General features: G+C 58.5%; 16 protein-coding genes. 5 read left to right on the forward strand and 11 right to left on the reverse strand.

The window, feature by feature from the left end; all coding sequences use genetic code 11:
• Window positions 1-8 precede the first annotated feature (8 nt).
• The 11 genes from ydfG to LQ945_RS00305 form a co-directional block, all read right to left on the reverse strand.
• Window positions 9-758 (reverse strand): bifunctional NADP-dependent 3-hydroxy acid dehydrogenase/3-hydroxypropionate dehydrogenase YdfG, encoded by a 750-nt coding sequence (gene ydfG / locus LQ945_RS00255; RefSeq protein ID WP_270102000.1) that lies wholly within the window; start codon window positions 756-758, stop codon window positions 9-11.
• 177 nt (window positions 759-935) lie between these two features.
• Complete coding sequence (locus tag LQ945_RS00260; protein WP_044550845.1) at window positions 936-1,457, reverse strand: GNAT family N-acetyltransferase; 522 nt, start codon at window positions 1,455-1,457, stop codon at window positions 936-938.
• Window positions 1,458-1,554: 97 nt separating this feature from the next.
• Window positions 1,555-2,997 carry an MFS transporter gene (locus LQ945_RS00265; RefSeq protein WP_269934547.1) on the reverse strand — a complete coding sequence of 481 codons (1,443 nt, stop codon included), beginning with the start codon at window positions 2,995-2,997 and terminating at the stop codon, window positions 1,555-1,557.
• A 169-nt stretch (window positions 2,998-3,166) separates the two neighbouring features.
• The gene (gene fecA / locus LQ945_RS00270) at window positions 3,167-5,497 is read right to left on the reverse strand and encodes a TonB-dependent Fe(3+) dicitrate receptor FecA (protein ID WP_270102001.1); all 2,331 of its coding nucleotides are present in this window, start codon (window positions 5,495-5,497) and stop codon (window positions 3,167-3,169) included.
• A 110-nt stretch (window positions 5,498-5,607) separates the two neighbouring features.
• Window positions 5,608-6,564, reverse strand: a complete 957-nt coding sequence (gene fecR / locus LQ945_RS00275) for a ferric citrate uptake sigma factor regulator FecR (RefSeq protein WP_044550853.1) — start codon at window positions 6,562-6,564, stop codon at window positions 5,608-5,610.
• Complete coding sequence (gene fecI / locus LQ945_RS00280; protein ID WP_044550856.1) at window positions 6,564-7,085, reverse strand: ferric citrate uptake sigma factor FecI; 522 nt, start codon at window positions 7,083-7,085, stop codon at window positions 6,564-6,566. The genes fecR and fecI overlap by 1 nt, the downstream gene beginning before the upstream one ends.
• Before the next feature lie 93 nt (window positions 7,086-7,178).
• Window positions 7,179-8,258: an ABC transporter ATP-binding protein gene (locus tag LQ945_RS00285; RefSeq protein WP_044550859.1), complete on the reverse strand. Its 1,080-nt coding sequence runs from the start codon at window positions 8,256-8,258 to the stop codon at window positions 7,179-7,181.
• Window positions 8,258-9,211 (reverse strand): carbohydrate kinase family protein, encoded by a 954-nt coding sequence (locus LQ945_RS00290; RefSeq protein WP_081835846.1) that lies wholly within the window; start codon window positions 9,209-9,211, stop codon window positions 8,258-8,260. The genes LQ945_RS00285 and LQ945_RS00290 overlap by 1 nt, the downstream gene beginning before the upstream one ends.
• Window positions 9,212-9,231: 20 nt before the next feature.
• Window positions 9,232-10,071, reverse strand: coding sequence for a carbohydrate ABC transporter permease (locus LQ945_RS00295; RefSeq protein WP_044550866.1), 840 nt, complete (start codon window positions 10,069-10,071; stop codon window positions 9,232-9,234).
• Window positions 10,061-10,969 (reverse strand): carbohydrate ABC transporter permease, encoded by a 909-nt coding sequence (locus tag LQ945_RS00300; protein ID WP_044550869.1) that lies wholly within the window; start codon window positions 10,967-10,969, stop codon window positions 10,061-10,063. The genes LQ945_RS00295 and LQ945_RS00300 overlap by 11 nt, the downstream gene beginning before the upstream one ends.
• A 9-nt stretch (window positions 10,970-10,978) precedes the next feature.
• Window positions 10,979-12,229 carry an extracellular solute-binding protein gene (locus LQ945_RS00305; RefSeq protein ID WP_044550872.1) on the reverse strand — a complete coding sequence of 417 codons (1,251 nt, stop codon included), beginning with the start codon at window positions 12,227-12,229 and terminating at the stop codon, window positions 10,979-10,981.
• A 100-nt stretch (window positions 12,230-12,329) separates the two neighbouring features.
• Between LQ945_RS00305 and LQ945_RS00310 the strand changes: the two genes are divergently transcribed.
• The 5 genes from LQ945_RS00310 (at window position 12,330) to xdhC (ending at window position 19,726) form a co-directional block, all read left to right on the forward strand.
• Window positions 12,330-13,505, forward strand: a complete 1,176-nt coding sequence (locus LQ945_RS00310; protein ID WP_044550875.1) for an ROK family transcriptional regulator — start codon at window positions 12,330-12,332, stop codon at window positions 13,503-13,505.
• Between the two features lie 310 nt (window positions 13,506-13,815).
• Window positions 13,816-15,147, forward strand: coding sequence for a guanine deaminase (guaD, locus tag LQ945_RS00315; RefSeq protein ID WP_044550878.1), 1,332 nt, complete (start codon window positions 13,816-13,818; stop codon window positions 15,145-15,147).
• A complete protein-coding gene (xdhA, locus tag LQ945_RS00320) occupies window positions 15,144-16,574 on the forward strand; it encodes a xanthine dehydrogenase small subunit (protein WP_044550881.1) in 1,431 nt (476 codons plus the stop codon). Before guaD ends, xdhA begins: the two co-directional genes overlap by 4 nt.
• A complete protein-coding gene (gene xdhB, locus LQ945_RS00325) occupies window positions 16,567-18,969 on the forward strand; it encodes a xanthine dehydrogenase molybdopterin binding subunit (RefSeq protein WP_044550883.1) in 2,403 nt (800 codons plus the stop codon). The genes xdhA and xdhB overlap by 8 nt, the downstream gene beginning before the upstream one ends.
• The gene (gene xdhC / locus LQ945_RS00330; RefSeq protein ID WP_044550885.1) at window positions 18,953-19,726 is read left to right on the forward strand and encodes a xanthine dehydrogenase accessory protein XdhC; all 774 of its coding nucleotides are present in this window, start codon (window positions 18,953-18,955) and stop codon (window positions 19,724-19,726) included. Before xdhB ends, xdhC begins: the two co-directional genes overlap by 17 nt.
• Window positions 19,727-19,820 lie beyond the last annotated feature (94 nt).

The raw sequence follows: 19,820 nt of genomic DNA on the forward strand, positions 1-19,820 counted from the left end.
GCATAAAATCAGGCTTCGCGGTGGATATTCAATCCGGCAAAGGATTGGCTGACCGGCATGATCTCCAGTGAGTTGATGTTAACGTGGGCCGGCAGGGTCGCCACCCAGAACACCGACTCGGCAATGTCTTCCGGCGTTAACGCATTGGCGCCGTCGTAGACCTTATCCACCTTGCCGTCGTCACCTTTGAAACGCACGTTAGAAAATTCTGTTCCGCCCACCAGGCCTGGCTCAATGTCGGTTACGCGGATGCGCGTGCCGTGCAAGTCGGCGCGCAGACCGAGGCTGAACTGCTTGACGAAGGCCTTGGTCGCCCCGTAGACGTTGCCGCCGGCATAGGGCCAGTTGGCCGCCACGGAGCCGATATTGATCACATGGCCGACGTTGCGTTCAACCATTGCCGGCAGCAGGGCACGGGTCATGTTCACCAGGCCTTTGGCATTGGTGTCGATCATGGTTTCCCAATCATCGGCGTTGGCCTTGTGCGCAGGCTCCAAACCCAACGCCAGCCCGGCATTATTCACCAGCACGTCAATCTGGCGCAGTTCCGCAGGCAGTTCATCAATCACCTGCTGAATTGCCGCACGGTTTCGCACGTCCAGACGGACGATGTGCAGCGCCTCGCCCAATTCGTCTTTCAACTCTTCCAGACGTTCAATACGGCGGCCGGAGGCGATCACCTGATGGCCTTCGCGGATAAAACGTCGTGTGATGGACTCACCAAACCCTGAGGTGGCGCCCGTGACAAAAATGATCATGCTACTGTTCCTCAACTGTTTTTAACCACATGCTAATAGCATTAGCATAATCCCGGTTTAAGTGGCAGTGGTTATCGGCGTCCACATAAAAAAACCGCCATCGCTGCTGCCAGACGGGCGGTTTTTTGGTCAGAGGGTTATGCAAGCCGGGCTGAAAGTGCCCGTTCTGCAATGCAGCTACAGCTGAGGCGGTACGTGGTACACCACGCAGTCATATTTGGTATTTTCCCGCCGGCCGACCACTACGCCGCCCAGAGATTCGGCGATGCGTCGGCTGGGGACATTTTGTTCTGCCACCGGATAGACAAAGTGGCGTGGCCGGTAGCGCTCGCTGGCCCACACCGCCATGGCATGAACGATTTCGCGGCCGTAGCCGTTACCGTGCAGGCTCTCTTTTACCCAGATACCCAGCTCCGGGGTAATGTTGTGCAAGTCATGCAGGCCACCCATGCCGACAAACTCTTTGCTGTCGCGCAGGCGGGCGACGAAAATCAGCTCCTCACCTTCGCGGATCAGCGGCAGCCAGGTTTGCCAAACGTTGGCGAAGGCCTCCGGCGACTCTTCAGGCTCAAAATTCATAAAGCGCGTCAGTGTAGGGGTAATCGCCTGGTAAACATCGTCGGCATCTGCTGCGGTAAAGGGGGCAATCAACAACCGGTCGGTGTTCACGCGGCACTGAGAAAGGTCACTGTGGATCATTATTATTACCTCGCTTTTCAGGCCAAAACGGCAAAAAATCCGCACCGGTGAAACGGGGCGGATCATCGATATTACGTTGATTGGCGGCAGATGCGACTTATTTCTGCAATCGCTGAGGCGAGAGCGGCAAGGGTTCGGCCGCCGGTTTTCGTTGACGGACTTCACTGCCGGCATTGGGATCCAGTGTAAAACTGTCAATCACCGCCAGCAGCGCGATAACGCCGATGACCACAAACGCCAGTTGGAAATCGACCAATGGAATGCGCGCTGTGGACTGCGGCATCAGCATTTCCGCCAGGCGCAGTGCCAACGCGCCGATGGCGATACCCAGCCCGCTGCCCATTTGCTGCGATACATTAAACAACGTATTGGCGCCGTTCATTTGCGGCTGCGGCACTTCGGAAAATGCTAACGTGTTGAGCGCGGTGAATTGCATGGAACGCGTCAGTCCACTTACGAACAGCAGCCCCAGAATCAGCCAGGTCGGCGTCTGCGGCGTCAGCAACGCGCAGGCGAAAATGGTGGCGGCATTCAGCAAACCATTCACCACCAGCGTAGTACGGAAGCGAAAACGGTACAGCACCGCCGAGGTAAAGGGCTTCATCACCAGATTGCCGGCGAACACCGCCAGCACCAACAGCCCGGCATCGAAGGCGTTAAGGCCAAACCCAATCTGGAACAGCAGTGGCAGCAGGAAGGGCACGGCGCCGATGGCGATGCGGAACAGCGTTCCACCCCAAATAGTGACGGCGTAACTTTTTATCCGCATCGCCCACAGATTGATTAAAGGGTGTGCCGTCCGCCTGGCATGGCGAACCGCCAGCGCACCCAGTGCCAGGCTGCCAAGAATGCACAGTGCGGGCACCAGCCAGGACAGCTGCGGGTGATTAATCAGATCCAAACCGAACATCAGGCCGAAGCAGGCAATGCCGGTGAGCACGAAGCCGAGAGCGTCAAAGGGAACGCCTTTCTGCGGCGCTTCCTGAGGGATCAGTCGCCAGGCCAGCCACAGCGCGGCGATGCCCAGAGGCACGTTCAGAATGAAAATCCAGTGCCACGAGGCATAAGTAGTAATAAATCCCCCGACCGGTGGCCCGAGGATCGGGGCCACCAGCCCCGGCCAGGTAATGGTGGCGATGGCTTTGATCAAATCGGGTTTGGCGGTATTGCGCAGCACCACCAGCCGCCCGACCGGCACCATCAACGCTCCGCCGAAGCCCTGTAAAATTCGGGCGGCAGTAAACGTCGGCAGGTTAACGCTGGCGGCACAGAGTACCGATGCCAGGGTAAAAATCAGCACTGCCGCCGCGAAGATATTGCGCGCGCCAAAGCGGTTGGCAATCCAGCCGCTGGCAGGAATAAAGACCGTCAGCGTCAGAATATAGGCCGAAATACCAATGTTCATGTCCACCGGTCGCACGCCGAAAGCTGCCGCCATCTGCGGCATCGCGGTGACGATCACTGTCCCGTCGAGGTTTTCCATAAAAAAGGCGCCGGCCACCAGCAGTGGCAGCGCACTGGCGCGTGAGAAGAAACTCATGGCAAAGCACGCCGGGCAAAGCGCGGACAGGATGCGGACATGACAGAAACCCCGTTTCAAAAATGTTAACGCCGGAAGAGTTTTTGAGGATAACGCATTGCGCTGAGGTTAAAAAGAGGTTGAGCGAGTGATAATTAGCGGGCGCAGCGCTTGCGCCCGCAGAGGGAAATCAGAACTTCACCGAACCTTGCAGATACAGGGTTCGTGGCTGACCGATGTATAGCCCCTTGTTGTTATCGTCGTAAGCGCGGGTGAAATATTCGTGGTTAAACAGGTTTTTAACCCCCAGGCCCAGATTCAGTCCGGCCATTTCCGGTCCAAAATCATAGGCGGCGCGCAGGCCCCACAGCATATAGCCAGGAATGCGACCGGTACTGCCGTCGGCGCTTTCCGCCACGGTATTGGCATTGTCGGCGAACTGGCTGGACTGGAATTCACTGTTGAGGTTAAACGTCCAACTGCCCGGCGTGTAATCCAGTCCCAGCGTACCTTTATGCTTCGGCGAGAACGGCACCTGGTTGCCTTTGTAGGCGCCTTCCTCACGGATGGTGGCGTCGACATAGGCATAGCTGGCGTAAACCGTCACGTCGTCCAGCTTGGGTGTCAACTGCGACAGATCGTAACGCAGGTTGCCTTCCAGCCCGGCGTGTCGCGTTTTGCCACGTGCGGTAACGCTGTCGGTGACCTGGTTTGAGTCATATTGATTATTGAAGTTGATCAGGAACAGGCCAATCTCACCTTGCAGCGCATCGCCTTCGTAACGGGTTCCCAGTTCCCAGGTTCGCGCTTTTTCCGGTTCGATATTGCCGCTGTCGACCGCTTTACCCATCTGGCTGTATTGCACCGTGCCGAACGAGCCTTCGGTATTGGCGTACAGGTTCCAGTATTCGTTCAGATGGTACATGACATTCAGCGCCGGCAGTGGGGCGTTGTAGCTGACGTCGAGGCGATTATTCTTGATGTAATTATTCTGATAGGAAGAGATATGCTCATAGCGCATGCCCGGCGTGATGGTCCAGTCGCCGATATCTATGCGGTCGTCAATGTAAAAGGCGTGGGCGTCGGTGCCGGACTGAGTATCGCGATCGTAAGGGCTGCTGGTTGAAGGCAATACGCCGCTGCTGGCCTTGCTGTAGTAACGTAACTCATGGGTCGATTCGCTGACGTAGCGGTAACCTACGCCGACTTCATGTGCCGACTGGCCCCAGCGGAAGCTTTGGCTGTAGCGTGGCTCCACGCCGCGGACCCAATACTCGCGCGGCGAAAGCGTCAGGTTCTTGCCCTGATCGAGGTAGCCGCTGCGCAGGGTATAGGTGTAGAAACTCTGCACGTCGAATTTGTGCTGCTGATCCGGCTGATATTGATAGCCAAAGTTGGCCAACTGGCGACGGCCCCAGAATTTGTCATAAGGACGCGTGGACTGGAATGGATTGGCGTTGTAATCCGCCCGGCTTAATCCCCCCGGCATATCGGCCTGGCCTTCGTAATATTGCAATAAGCTATTAAAGGTGTGCACTTCGTTTGGCGCATAGCGGCTTTTCAACATCACGTCGTCGATTTTGGTCGAGCTGTGTTCGCGCCAGTCGCTGCCGCGGGTGCCGGAATAAAGCAACGCGCTGCCAAAGCCGTTGTCGGCGGTGCCACCGATCATCAGGTTGCCGGTGCCTTTAGGGTGATCCTGCCGGGAGGTCGGGCTAAGCTGACCCTGCATGCCGGCTTCCATACCGAAGGTTTTCGGGATGGCCCTGGTGACAAAGTTCACTACGCCGCCGACGCTTTGCGGCCCATAACGTACGGCACCGCCGCCGCGGACCACGTCTACCGCATCCATATTGCCGAGGGATACCGGTGCCAGCGACAGCTGCGGCTGACCGTAAGGGGCGAAGGGCACCGGAATGCCGTCCATCAGCACCGTCGAACGGCTGGCCAGCCGTGGGTTTAAACCACGAATGCCAAAATTGAGTGCCATATCGTGGCTGCCGGTGCCGTTATTTTCCGGGGCAACCACGCCCGGCACGCGGTTCAGCGCTTCTCGCAAGGTGGTGGCACCGGTTTTGGCAAACTCCTCTCGGCGCACCACGTCGCGCGCGCCGGCGTGCTCGAACACGTCAATCTGGCGGCCTTCTGCCAGCCAGTCGCCGACCACGGTGATGTCTTGTTCTTGCTGCACTGTCGGCTGTTTGACCAGCGTAAAGCCATTAGCCCCCAACGCCTTGACCTGCAAGCCGCTGCCCGCCAGCAGTGCGTTCAGTCCCTGATTAACGTCGTAGTTGCCTTTCAGCCCTGGTGAACGCTTGCCGGCGGTCAAACTTCCGTCAACGGACAGTGCAATGCCGGCATGGGCGGCAAAGGCATTTAACGCGCCATCCAGATCGCCTGCGGGGATCTGATAAGCGGTAGCGGTGACCGGTGTTGTCTGCTCTGCCATCAAGGGTGAAGCGAATGCCAGACCCACGGCGACCGCCAGCGGTTGAAGCGGTTTTCCCCAAAAATTGTTCATACCTTCTCCTGATTATTCTATTTTTTGCTGCAGTGTTTTAACTGGAGTCGGATGAAAACGGAAAAGGGACAATCAAGAATGCGATTTTTTATCATTTTCATTTAAATAAATCAGGCGGGGACCACTTTTAACCAATAACGGGTAAAACTTTGCAGCCGGATCGGTAGAGTTTGGCTGAGCAGCAAGAGTGCGCGATCGGGCTCCCGCAGTGGGAAGCTGCCGCTAACGCGCAACCCGGCGATGGCCGGATCGCATTCCAAACGGCCGTGACGGTAACGCGCCAGTTCGGCAAGCACCTGATCCAGCCGCCATTGGCTGACGCTCAGCACGCCGCGGGTCCAGCTGCCGCCGTTGCCGGCTGCCTGTCGTTGGCCGAATGCCACGTCGCTGAAGCTGATTTGTTCTCCGGCGTTAATCCGCCGTTTTTCCTGAGGGAACTGAGCCAGTTGGGCTTCCACGGCATGTTCAAGCACCGTCAGTTGCGTTTGACCGTCGTTTTCTCGCACCAGAAAATGGGTGCCGAGCGCGCGCATGGCACCTTGTCGGCTTTCGACCCAAAATGGCCGGGCGTCGCGACCGGTAATCAAACTGATTTCTCCGCTGTGCAGCAGGATCAGCCGTTTTTCGGCGCTGTAGCGAACATCGACTGCGCTGGCGGTATTGAGGACCAACTGGCTGCCGTCGCTGAGGACGATGGGTTTTATTTCACCGGTGGCGGTGCGGTAGTCGGCGCGCAGCTCGCGGCCCAACGGGGACTGATAGCCCAACCAACTGCCGCCGACGCCCAGCAACAGCAACAGACTTTTCAGCAGGGTGCGGCGATCCAGCGTCGACTGACGGCCGGCCTGATCGAGCGTGCGGTAGCTGAATTTGCCCGGTACGCCCTGCAGCTGGCTTTGCAGCGCTTCAACGCGTTGCCAGGCCCAGCGGTGATCATCGTTTTGTTGATGCCAGGCCTGCCACTGTTGTTGCTGGCGCTCGGTGACGTTTTCATCGCACAGCAGGGCAAACCATTGGGCGGCCATTTTCAGCGCCTGGCGCTGTTCGGGGGTAAGGGTGTGACTCATTACGGGTATTCGGTTTCCAGACTGAACAACAGGCAGTGCTCGGCGGCTTTGGCCATGTATTTTTTTACCGAGCTGATCGAGACGCCGAGGCGCAGTGCGATCTCGGCATAACCCAGCCCTTCGAGCTGCGACAGCAAAAAGGCCTGTTTGATCTTCGGCCCCAGCCCGTCGAGCATGCTGTCGATGTGTTGCAGACTTTCAAGCAGGCTGTGACGCTGTTCGGGTGAGGGGGCCAGCGCCTCTGGCATCAGCGCCAGCATATCCAGATAAGCGCGTTCCAGCGTTTTACGGCGGAAGAAATCGACCATCACCCGTTTGGCGAGGGTGACCAGAAAATCTTTGGGTTCGCGGATAGTGGCGGCGGAGTCGTTCTTCATGACACGCATGAACGTGTCCTGCGCCAGATCGTCGGCATCAAAAGCGCAACCGAGTCGACGTTGCAGCCAGCCCCGCAGCCAACCGTGGTGGGTTGCGTAGAGGCGTGTAAGCGCATCGGAGGAAGTAGGGGCTGTGGCTGACATGGGTTCCGCGCTGCCGGTCAAAAAAGATGCGCGGATGATAATTGAGAATGGTTATCGTTTCAAGTTTGGCGCCGTCCCTGGCCAGACGATCTTTCAACTTTCACTCAAGCGCCGTCCCGTCGCGGCGTCGAACAGGTGGATCGCCTCGCGGTTGGGAGCCAGCCACAGCGGCTGGCCGTTCTGTGCGTTGACCCGTCCGCTGAACTGCACGTGCAGCCGATAACCGCCCCAGGTGAGATGCAGCAGGCTGACGTCGCCGGTGATCTCCATCAGCCGCAGTTGGGCGGCAGGTTGCTCGCTGTGATCGACCAGATGAAAATCGTGCGGACGAAGCCCAAGGATCACTTTGTTGCCTGTCGCCACATGTCGCCATTTTGTGGGCAATGGTAACCAGAGTTCACCGCAGGCGACGCCAGGCCGATCGTCGCGTAGCGTGACGACGCCCTCCAACAGGTTCATCGGCGGGGAACCGATAAAACGCGCCACAAAGGTATCGGCGGGGGCGTCGTAGATCTCCAGCGGTTTGCCTTGCTGCACGATATTGCCGTCTTTCATCACCACGATTTGATCGGCCAGCGTCATGGCTTCAATCTGATCGTGGGTGACATACACCGTGGTGGTTTTGAACTGCTGATGCAGGGCTTTGATCTCGGCACGCAGCTCCATGCGCAGTTGGGCGTCGAGATTGGACAGCGGTTCGTCGAATAAAAACACCTTGGGGTTACGCACCATGGCACGGCCCATCGCCACCCGCTGGCGCTGGCCGCCGGAAAGTTCTTTGGGGTAGCGCTGCAGCAGCGGGTCGATCCCCAGAATGCGCGCCGCTTGTTGTACCTTGGTTTGCTGCTCGCTTTTGCTTACCTTCATTACCTGCATGTGAAAAGCCATGTTTTCCGCCACCGTCAGGTGCGGATAGAGCGCATAGCTCTGGAACACCATGGCGATGTCGCGGTCGGCAGGATCCAAATCGTTGATCTTCTTTTTATCCAGCAGGATTGTGCCTTCCGTCAGGCTGTCCAGCCCGGCCAGCAGGCGCAACAGCGTGGACTTACCGCAGCCTGAAGGGCCGACCAACACGGTAAAGCTGCCGTCGGGGATCTTCAGATCCAGCGGGTTCAACACCCGCTGTTTGCCGTAGTATTTAGCCACTTTTACCAGTTCTACACTTGCCATCAGACCATTTCTCCGGCGCAGGTTTTCAGGGTATTCCAGTCCAGATACTGGCGCGGCGAGCTGCTGATGGCGTGGCTGGCGGCGCGAATGCCCCAGCGCAGCGCCACTGCTGACGAGTGGCCATGCAGGCAGGCGGTCAGGAAACCGGCGTTAAAGCTGTCCCCGGCGCCAATGGTGTCGACCACCTTGATCGGATGTGCCGCCGCCTGCAATAACCGTTCGCCGCACCACATGCGCGCACCGTCCGGGCCACATTTCACCACGCAGGCGGCGTCGGCAGGCTGTTGGCGATTCAGGGTGCGAGCGGCGGTGTACAGATCTTCGCTGCCCGCCATGCCGCAGGTTTCTACTTCATTGAGCAGCAAAATATCGCAGAACGGCAGCCAGTCGGCGATTTGCGTGCGTAACGAATCGCTCCAGCCCTGTGGGGGCCAGCCGGTATCAACCGCAATGCGATAGCCGCGCTGGCGCAGGGTCTTCAGCAACGCCGGGTAATCGGCTAACAAGGTGGTGCACAGGAAGGTGCCGCACATCAAAACGGTGTCACCGCTGCCGGCCAACACCGGGATCTGATGCAGCACATCGTCCTGGCTGAGGCGGGTAATATGCCCCTGATTGCTAAAAAACGTGCGTTCATTGTCGGGGTGGGTGACGCCGAAAGTCAGCGAAGTTTCGCAGCTGTAGGTCGGCCAATACGGCGAACTGTCCGGAAACAGCTGCGCCAGCCAGGGGCTGAAATAGTCATTGCCCAGGTTGGCCACCAGCCGGTAAGGGGTTTCCAGCGCCGCCAGCGCCAGTGCGCAGTTGCCTGCTGAGCCGCCGGGGCGCAGCTCGCTGTGATCGAGCATTGCTTCGGTCCCTTGCTGTGGCCATTGCTGCAAGGTGCTCATGATCACGTCGACGTTGATATTGCCCACCACGTAAAGCGTGGGTTTGGTGTTGTTCTTCATAATGTCTCTTTTCCCTGAATAAATTAGCCCTTGCTGCCGCCGCTGGTTAAGCCGCTAACCAGGGTTTTTTGCAGCCAGAGGGCAATGAACAGCGGTGGAATGGCGGCCAGAATGCCGACGGCGGCAATCAGCCCGTCATCGGTGGCCCGCCCGGCGGTGAAACCGGCAATGGTCACCGGTAACGTCTGCGCCTGAATATTGCTGGTAAACAGCAGCGCGTAGAAAAATTCGTCCCAGGCCAGCAACCAGCCGAACAGCGCCGAGGCCCCCAATGCCGGTTTGGCCAGCGGCAGGGTAATGCGCACCAGCACTTGCCACTGGCGCAGCCCGTCCAGCCGGGCCGCCTGCTCGATGTCGATCGGCAGGGCATCAAAGTGGTTTTTCAGCATCCAGGTGAGAAACGGCAGGATCAGCGAGCAGTAGACCAGCACCAGACCGATATGGGTGTTCAACAGCGCCAACTGCTGCAGGATAAAGTACAGCGGCAGCACGAAAGCCACCGGCGGCACCATGTAGATCGCCAGGCTGGCGAACAGCCAACCGTCGCGGCCGGGATAGCGGGAAAAGCTGAACGCCGCGGGAATGGCCAGCAGTAACGAAATCAGCGTCGCGCCACAGGCTACCAGCAGGCTGTTGAACAACGCGTGCAGAAACAACGCACCGGGTTGGCCGGGTTGCAACGACAGCAGGCTGGCGTAACGCGAAAAATCCCAGTGACGCGGCAGCCATTCCAGCGGCACGCGGGTCAGATCGGCCGAAGAGCTGACGCTCATCAGAAACAGCCATAGCATGGGTGCGAGAATCGACACCGCCAGCAGCAGCGCGGCGCCGTAGCGCAAGAGCAGGCGGATCTTAGGCTTCATCGGCGAGGCTCCTTCTGCGCTGGCGGAACAGCATCAGCATGTACAGCGCAATCAGCACGCCGCACAGCAAGGTCATCAGCACGGCGTAGGCGGCACCGCTACCGGCGCGCAGATAGCTGAACGATTCCTGGTAGACAAAGAAACTCAGGGTTTTGGTACTGTCCATCGGCCCGCCGCGCGTCATCACGTAAATGATGTCGAACACTTTGAACGCGTCAATGGTACGCAGCACCAACGCCACGGCCAGCGGCGCCAGAATGGCTGGCAGGGTGATGGCGCGGAACCGTCGCCAGGCAGAAGCACCGTCCAGCCGCGCCGCCTCGTACAAATCATCCGGGATGGTTTGTAACGCCGCCAGCGTCAGCAGGGTGATCAGCGGATAGTTCTTCCAAATGTCCGCCAGCATTACCGCGTTGAGTGCCGAAGCCGGGTCTCCCAGCCAACTGCGATAGTGGTCGATCACGCCGAGCTGAGTCAGCAGCGCGTTGATACTGCCGTAATCCGGGTTGAAATTCAGTCGCCACATCGTGGCGTTGACGATGGTCGGCAACGCCCACGGCAAAATCACCAACACCCGCAGCAGATTGCGACCGTGGAATTTTTGATTCAGCAACAGCGCCACCAGCACGCCAATCACCCCTTCGAAGGCAACCGAAACCAGGGTGAAATACAGCGTACGCCCTAGCGCGGCCTGAAAGTCCGGGTCGGACAGGGCATAAAAAAAGTTATCCGCACCGACCCAGGCCGGGGCAACGCCGTCGCCGACCAGCGCCGCATCGGTAAAACTCAGCCACAGGGTGCGGCACAGCGGCCAGGCGGTGAGCAGCAGCATCATCAGCAGCATGGGTGCCAGCAGCACCCATGCCTGACGACGCTCACGTTGGGGCAAAGTGAGCATCGTCATCGCTTAACGTAACCGTGCAGCGCTTTGGGTCGCGGCATCCAGCCCGGCCTGCGGCGTGACTTTGCCCTGCAGGATTTGCTGCAGGTCCTGCTGCAATCCGTTGGACAGCCGTGAGTAATCCGCGGTTTCGGGGCGTGAAAGCATCACGTTCAACGACTGTTTGGCGGCAGCGATCAGCGGTTCCTGGCCTTTCTGCACCGCGGGATCCTCATAGGAGGATTTCCAGATCGGCAGGCTAAGCTTGGCGTACTTGTCCTGCACCGGCTGCGAGGTCATGTAACTGATGTACTGCCAGGCCTGATCGGGGTGGGCGCTGGCCTTGGCAATGCCGAGGCCCATGGAGCCATTCACCGCAGAAACCTGACCGGCCTCGGAGCCCGGCGCTGGCACGATACCGACGTCGCCGGCCACCTTGCTTTGCTTGGGATCGTTGGCCATGTTGTACATATAGGTCCAGTTCAGTGCGAAGGCTGCATCCCCGTTGGAGAAGGCTTTGCGCACGTCCTCCTCCAGATATTCGCGAGAATTCGGGTTGGTCAGCCCCTTGTCCAGTGACGCTTTCATGTAGCTGGCGGCCTGCAGCGAACCTGGGCTGGAGAAGGTAATTTTACCCTGCTGGATGAACTGGCCTTTAAAGGCCGACACCAGCGTGGTGTAGTCGCAAATCAACGCTTCGGCCTGTGACCAGCTCCACACCAGCGGGTATTTGACCACGTTTTTCTGCTTCAGAATTTCCGCCTGCTGAGCCAGTTCCTGCCAGGTTTTCGGCGGGGCGGCAATCCCGGCCTTGGCCAGCATGGCCTTGTTGTAATACAGGTATTTGGTGTCGAGGATCCACGGCATGCCCCAGCGCTTGTCTTTGTAGGTGACGGTGGTCATGGCGCCGGCAAAGATTTTGGCGCTGTCGTCGGCGCTGATGCGCGCGGTGACGTCTTGCAGCAGGCCGAACTTGGTGAACTCCGCCGGCCAGATGGCGTCGAACAGCACCACATCGTAGCCGTTGCTGCCTGCACCGCGCGCCGCGACGATTTTATCGTGCAGCGCCTCGTAAGGGACAAATTCCAGATTAACGGTGATATCCGGGTGTTGTTTGCTGAAGTCCGCGGTCATGGCGCGGATATCGTTTTCACTGTAGGCCGCCTGGGTCATAAACAACGCGCTAATTTGCGTGGGAGCGGCATAGGCGGATGAGAGACTGAGCGCCAGGGCAGACAAAGTACAGGCTGCCGTAGCGGCAAGGGTATGGCTTTTCATTGTGCGTTCTCCGGTGTTAAAAAGATTTTTAAATCAATTTGATTGCTTTATTGGAGGGCACCATACTGCAAAGACGATTTCCCTTTCTGCATAGGCAGTTATGACGACGTCCGGCACTAACCTTGAACATGCTCGCGCACACAACCGGCGCGTAGTGATAGAGGCTATCCGTCTGCACGGAGAACTGACCCGTGCCGAAATTGCCCGGCTGACCTCACTGACGCCGCAAACCGTTTCAAACATCGCAACCGAGCTGGAACAAGCCGGCATTCTCTCCTCGCACCTGCCGCGTCGTGCCGGCGGGCGAGGTCAGCCGGCCACGCCGTTGACCCTTAACCCAGACAGTGCGTATTCCATCGGCATTCATCTGGATCACCAGTCCCTGCTGATGATCGTGGTTGATCTGTCAGGCAGCGTACGTTTCCACCGGCTGATTATGGTGCAAAAGCCGCAACCTGCTGCGACCTTGAAACTGATTTGTGATGTACTGCAAGAAATGCGCCAGCAGCCGGATCTGGCCTGGGGAAAAATGCTGGGGATCGGCGTGGTGATGCCGGGGCCGTTTGGCGTGGAAGGGATTTCGTCGGTGGGGCCAACCACGCTCAACGGTTGGGAAAATATCGATGTGGTGGCTGAACTTAACGCGCAAAGCGGCCTGCCGGTGACGCTGGAGAACGATGCCACCGTCGCCGCCATCGGCGAGCGTCTGCACGGCGTAGCCAGACAGCTGAATTCGTTTATTTATTTGTATCTCGGTACCGGGCTTGGCGCGGGGATTTTCACCGATGGCCGAATTTATACCGGCCATGCGCACAATGCTGGTGAAGTTGGCCACATGATTGTGCAACCGGGCGGGCGCACCTGCTACTGCGGTAACCAGGGCTGCCTGGAGCGTTATGTCTCGCTGCAGGCGGCCTACGAGAGCTGTGGGCTGGATCCGATGAGTGCCAGGCCGCAAGACTTGCTGGCGTTGCCGCAGGCGCAGATTGACGCCTGGCTGGATTCGGCGGTGCCTGCGTTACGGCAGGCGATCAACATCGTTGAATGCATGTTCGACGCTGAAGCCGTGATTATCGGCGGCCTGATGCCGGAAAGCCTCGTGGCGCAACTGATTAAACGGTTGGCGCCGCTGCATCGCTCGGTGCGCAGCAAATACCTCGATGGCCTGCGGGTGCGGTTGGGCACCACCGGTGCGGATACCGCCGCATTGGGGGCGGCGGCACTGCCGTTGTTTGATGAATTCAACCCCCGTTATGAAGTGTTATTGAAGTCATAAAATCCCTCCTTCGATTTATATTCTTGCCCAATAATGGTGCAGGCTAATCATTAATCCAATATAAGCAAACGGTTGCTATTTTCAGGGCAACCGTTTGCTTATATTCTGCTTATTTTTTTTGGCTCGGAATATTGTTCGATGAATTTTATCTTTCTGTTTTTAAAGATAAATGCCCAATAAAAAACCGACTGGCACGCGGCTTGCTATTCTTAAATCAACATCTGCGATCGATAAAAAGACCTCCAGCGCTCTCCAGGCTGAATTGACTCAGCCGGATGCTGTGCGCTGGTCGGTAGAGAAGGAAAGCAAAATGAACGTGCCATTCACCACGGCGATCCGTGGCAATTTTTTCGACATCGCGGCCTGCGTGGATCATCCGCAGCAATTAGGTCAACAACTGCGACATATTGCTGACGGGTTAATGCTGCTCAATGAAGGCGCGATTGTCTGGTTCGGCAGCTGGCAGCAGGGCGAGTCGCTGTTGCCGCCGGGGTTTGAGGTAGACCACTACCCGGACAAGCTGATCGTGCCGGGCTTTATCGACACCCATATTCACTACCCGCAAACCGAAATGATCGGCGCCTATGGCGAGCAACTGCTGACGTGGCTGAAAAACTATACCTTCCCGACTGAAAGCCAATTCTGCTGCGAACAGCACTCAGACAAAATGTCGGCATTCTTTCTGCAGCAGCTGTTAAGCAACGGCACCACTACGGCGCTGGTGTTTGGCACCGTGCATCCTCAGTCGGTCGAAGCGCTGTTCCGCCAGGCGGCGGCGCTGAATATGCGCTTGATTGCCGGTAAGGTGATGATGGATCGCCATGCGCCGGAAGCCTTGCTGGAAAGCCCGGAACAGAGCTACCGGCAAACGCGTGCGCTGATTGAACGCTGGCACGGCAAACGGCGGCTGAGTTACGCCATTACGCCGCGCTTTGCGCCCACCAGCACCCCGGCGCTGCTTGAGCAGGTGCAGCGTCTGCGCCAGGAATTTCCGGACGCCTACCTGCACACCCATCTGAGCGAAAATCTTGATGAAGTGGCCTGGGTGAAAGAGTTATTCCCCGACAGCCGCAGCTACCTGGACGTCTACCACCAGTACGGGCTGACCGGAGAGAAAAGCGTGTTTGCCCACTGTTTGCATCTGGAAGAACAGGAGTGGGATTGCCTGTGCCAAACCCGCTCGGCGATCGCCTTTTGCCCAACCTCCAATCTGTTTCTGGGCAGCGGTTTGTTCAACCTGCAAAAGGCCTGGCAGAAGCAGGTCCGGCTGGGCATCGGTACCGACGTGGGGGCCGGAACCACCTTTAACATGCTGGAAACGCTGGGTGAGGCTTACAAGGTCGCTCAGCTGCAGCGCTATCAGCTTTCCGCCTGTGAAGCCTTCTACCACGCGACGCTGGGCGGAGCTCGAGCCCTGTCGCTCGACGACAAAATCGGCAACTTCGACGTGGGCAAAGAGGCGGATTTTGTGGTGCTGGATCCGGCCGTGTCACCGCTGCAAAAGTTGCGGCATGAAAACAGCCGCGAACTGGCGGAGCAGCTGTTTGTGCTGATGACGCTGGGTGACGATCGCAATGTTTATCGTACTTACGTCGACGGCAAAGTGGTGTACCGGCCGGCCAAGTGCCAGGAGGCGGCATGATCCAGTTTCTGCTTAATCAAACCCTGAAAAGTGAAACCGCGCTCGATCCCAACACCACGGTGCTGAACTACCTGCGGCGTGACCTTGGCCGCTGCGGCACCAAAGAGGGCTGTGCGTCCGGTGATTGCGGCGCTTGCACCGTGGTGTTGGCCGAGCCGGAAGGCGATCGGTTGCGTTATCGCAGCGTTAATGCCTGTCTGACCTTCGTCAGCGCGTTGCACGGCAAACAGTTGATCACCGTAGAGGATCTGAAACAGCAGGGGGAATTGCACGGCGTGCAGCAGGCTATGGTCGACTGCCACGGCTCACAGTGCGGTTTTTGTACACCGGGTTTCGTGATGTCGATGTTCTGCCTGCAGAAAAACACAACGTCCTATCAACGCGAACAGGCGCAGCAGGCACTGGCCGGCAACCTGTGCCGCTGTACCGGCTATCGCCCGATTTTGGCGGCGGCGCAGCAGGCGTGCGATAACCCTAAGCCAGACAGCTTCGACCACCACCAGCCACAAACGTTGCAACGGCTGCAGGCCATCCGTGCCGCAACGCCGCTAGAGGCTGAGGGCAAGCGCTGTTTGCTGCCGCAGAGCCTCGATGAGCTGGCGCAGCTCTATCAACAGCACCCGCAGGCCAAACTGCTGGCCGGCGGGACCGATCTGGCGCTCGAAATCACCCAGCGGCATCAGGATATCCCGCTGATCATCGCTATTGGCCAAATTGAGGCGCTCAGACAGGTAAGCTGGCAGGGCGATCGTCTGGTGATTGGCGCCGGCGCGGCGTTGAGCGATTTGTATCCCATATTGGCCAACTATCATCCGGCCTTTGGTGAACTGCTGGCGCGTTTTGCTTCCCAGCAGATCCGCAATCAGGGCACGCTGGGAGGCAATATTGCCAATGCCTCGCCGATTGGCGACGGTGCACCCTTGTTATTGGCGCTGGACGCGCTGCTGATCCTGCGCTGTGGTGCTACCCAGCGTGAACTGCCGTTGAACGACTTCTTCCTTGGCTACCGCCAAACCGCACTGCAACCGGGGGAATTTATTGAAAGTATCGTACTGCCTGCCAGCGCACCGGCGGACTTTCGTGCCTGGAAAGTTTCCAAACGTCTGGAAGACGATATTTCGGCGGTATGCTGCGCTTTCAATTTGACCTTTGAGCAGGGCGTTATCCGCAGTGCCCGCGTGGCGTTCGGCGGCATGGCCGCTACCCCGAAACGCGCCGTACTCTGCGAGCAGCAACTGGTGGGGCAGCCCTGGCGGCGAGAAACCCTTGAGCAAGCGGCACGGGCGTTGGCGCATGACTTTACGCCGTTGAGCGATTTCCGCGCCAGCAGCGCTTACCGTTTGCTGGTGGCGCAAAACCTGCTGCGACGCTACTTCATTGCGCTGACAGCGCCGCAACTGGCGATTGAGGTGACCGCTCATGAGTAATCGCAAAGGTACCGAACCCACTCAGGAACACCTGGCCGAACGTTTTCGCCAGTCGTTAACCAGCGGCGTAGGCCGCAGCCGTAAGCACGAGAGCGCCGACAAGCACGTCAGCGGGGAGGCGCAATACATAGACGACAGGCTTGAGTTTCCAAACCAATTGCATCTGGCGGCCAGGCTGAGCGAACGGGCGCATGCGCAGATCGAAAAGCTGGACCTGTCGGCCTGTTCCGACTTTCCCGGCGTGGTGCGGGTGATCACCTGGCAGGACGTACCGGGCGAACTGGATATTGCCCCTTTAACGCATGGCGATCCGCTGCTGGCTAAAGATAAGGTGGAATACGTCGGACAGGTCATTGCGGTCGTGGCGGCGGAAGATCCGGAGATTGCCTGGCGTGCCGCTCAGGCGATTAAAGTGACCTATCAGGATTTACCGGCACGGTTGGACGTCACTCAATCTTTACGGGAAGGTTTTTTGGTGCAGGAGGCGCATCGTCATCAACGGGGTGACGCCGACCGCGCGTTAGCGCAGGCGAAACACCGCATTCAGGGGGAACTGCATGTCGGCGGTCAGGAACACTTTTATCTGGAAACCCAGATTGCCTCGGTGATGCCGGCCGAAGACGGCGGCATGCTGGTGTATTCCTCGACCCAGAACCCGACCGAGATCCAAAAGTTGGTGGCCTCGGTGCTCAACCTGCCAATGCACAGAGTGACAATCGATACGCGGCGCATGGGCGGTGGCTTTGGCGGTAAGGAAACTCAGGCTGCCGGTCCTGCGTGTTTGTGCGCCGTGGTGGCGCATCTCACCGGAAGACCGGCCAAAATGCGCCTCAACCGCCGCGATGACATGTTGATCACCGGCAAGCGCCACCCGTTTTATATTCAATATGACGTAGGTTTCGACGACAGCGGGCTGCTGCACGGGGTGAAAATCAGCCTGGCGGGCAACTGCGGCTATTCGCTGGACCTTTCGGGCTCTATCGTCGATCGCGCCATGTTTCACGCCGATAACGCCTATTTTCTGGAAGATGTGCTGATTACCGGCCACCGCTGTAAAACGCACACCGCTTCCAATACCGCTTACCGGGGCTTTGGCGGGCCGCAGGGCATGATGGCGATTGAGCAGGTCATGGATCATATTGCACGCTACCTGGCGCTCGATCCGCTGGCGGTGCGAAAAACCAACTATTACGGCAAGGATCAACGCAACGTCACGCATTACCACCAGCCGGTGGAACAGAACCTGCTGCAGGAAATCACCGCAGAGCTGGAGCACAGTGCCGATTATCAGGCACGCCGTAAGGCTGTCCGTCAGTTCAACGCGCAAAATTCGATCCTGAAAAAAGGGCTGGCGCTGACGCCGGTGAAGTTTGGCATTTCCTTCACCGCCGGCTTCCTTAACCAGGCCGGTGCGTTGGTGCTGGTGTACACCGACGGCAGCATTCAACTTAACCACGGCGGCACCGAAATGGGCCAGGGGCTAAACACCAAAGTGGCGCAGATTGTCGCCGAAGTGTTCCAGGTGGACATCGAACGTATTCAAATCACCGCTACCGATACCGGCAAGGTGCCGAATACCTCGCCGACGGCGGCGTCATCCGGCACGGATCTCAACGGCAAGGCGGCGGAGAATGCCGCGCTGATCATTAAACAGCGGCTGATCGAGATGCTGAGCAAACAGCATCAGGTGAGTGCGGAGCAGATTATTTTCAAAAACGGTCAGGTCAAAGTGGCCGAGCGTTATTTCAGCTTTGAACAGGTGGTCGAACAGGCCTATTTCAATCAGGTTTCGCTCGCCAGCACCGGCTATTACCGCACGCCGAAAATTTTTTACGATCGCGACCAGGCTCGCGGTCATCCGTTCTATTACTTCGCCTACGGTGCGGCCTGCGCGGAGGTGGTGATCGACACCCTGACCGGCGAGTACAAACTGCTGCGCGCCGACATCCTGCACGACGTGGGCGACTCGTTGAACCCGGCAATCGACATCGGCCAGGTCGAGGGGGGCTTTGTGCAGGGCATGGGCTGGCTGACCAGCGAAGAGCTGGTGTGGGACGAACAAGGGAAGTTGCTGACTAACGGGCCTGCCAGCTACAAAATCCCGGCTATCGGCGATGTGCCTGCCGATCTGCGCGTCAGGCTGCTGGAAAACCGCAAAAATCCGGAGGATACGGTATTTCACTCCAAGGCGGTGGGCGAGCCGCCGTTTATGCTGGGCATTTCGGTCTGGTGCGCAATCAAAGACGCGGTCGCCAGCCTGGCGGATTATCAGCGGCAACCGGCCATCGACGCACCGGCCACGCCGGAACGGGTGCTGTGGGGCGTGCAGCAGATGTTACATGGTGACGTTGTCACAGATAGGGTGCAGGAGAACGGCGATGGACGAGTGGATTGAGGTACTGGCCGAGCTGCGGCGACGCGGTGAGCCTTGCGTACTGGTGACGCTGGTCGATGAACGGGGCTCTACGCCACGCAATCGCGGTAGCAAAATGCTGGTAACCGCCGAACGTGCGGTGAATACCATCGGCGGCGGCCATCTGGAGTTTCGGGCATTGGCGATTGCCCGTGAAATGCTGCAACAGGCCGCGCCGCAGTTACGGCTGGAACGTTTTCCGCTGGCGGCGCGACTGGGCCAGTGCTGCGGCGGTACCACCAGCGTGCTGTTCGAGCCGATGATCTCGCCGCGCCCGCAAATCGCTCTGTTTGGTGCCGGCCACGTTGGGCGCGCACTGGTGAATATCCTCGCCACGCTGCCGTGCCGGGTGCGTTGGGTGGACGGCCGTGCTGTGGAATTTCCGCTGGTTATTCCCGCCGGGGTACAGCAAGAAATCTGCGATGAGCCGCTGGAGATCGTCGACGCCATGCCGCCGGGCAGTTTCTTCATCGTCATGACCCACGATCATGCGCTGGACCTGGCGCTGGCGGAGCGAATTTTACGTCGCGGCGACGCAGGGTACTTTGGCCTGATCGGATCGCTGACCAAACGCAAACGCTTCGAATACAAGCTCGGCCAACGCGGTATTAGCGAAACGGCAATCGCCGCCATGCGCTGTCCCCTGGGCCTGCCAGACGTGAAGGGCAAACTGCCGGCGGAGATCGCTGTGGCGGTGGCCGGAGAGATTATTGCCTGCTATGGGCAAGGTTTACGCTGAAAAGGTTTTCATTAAACCGAAGGCCAAAAAGCCTGATGCTTAGGCCAACTCAACATTCTAATCACTTGTTTTTGCTCAAACTGCCAACTGCGCC

Source organism: Serratia liquefaciens, from assembly GCF_027594825.1.
In the GTDB taxonomy this organism is placed as follows: Bacteria; Pseudomonadota; Gammaproteobacteria; order Enterobacterales; family Enterobacteriaceae; genus Serratia; species Serratia liquefaciens_A.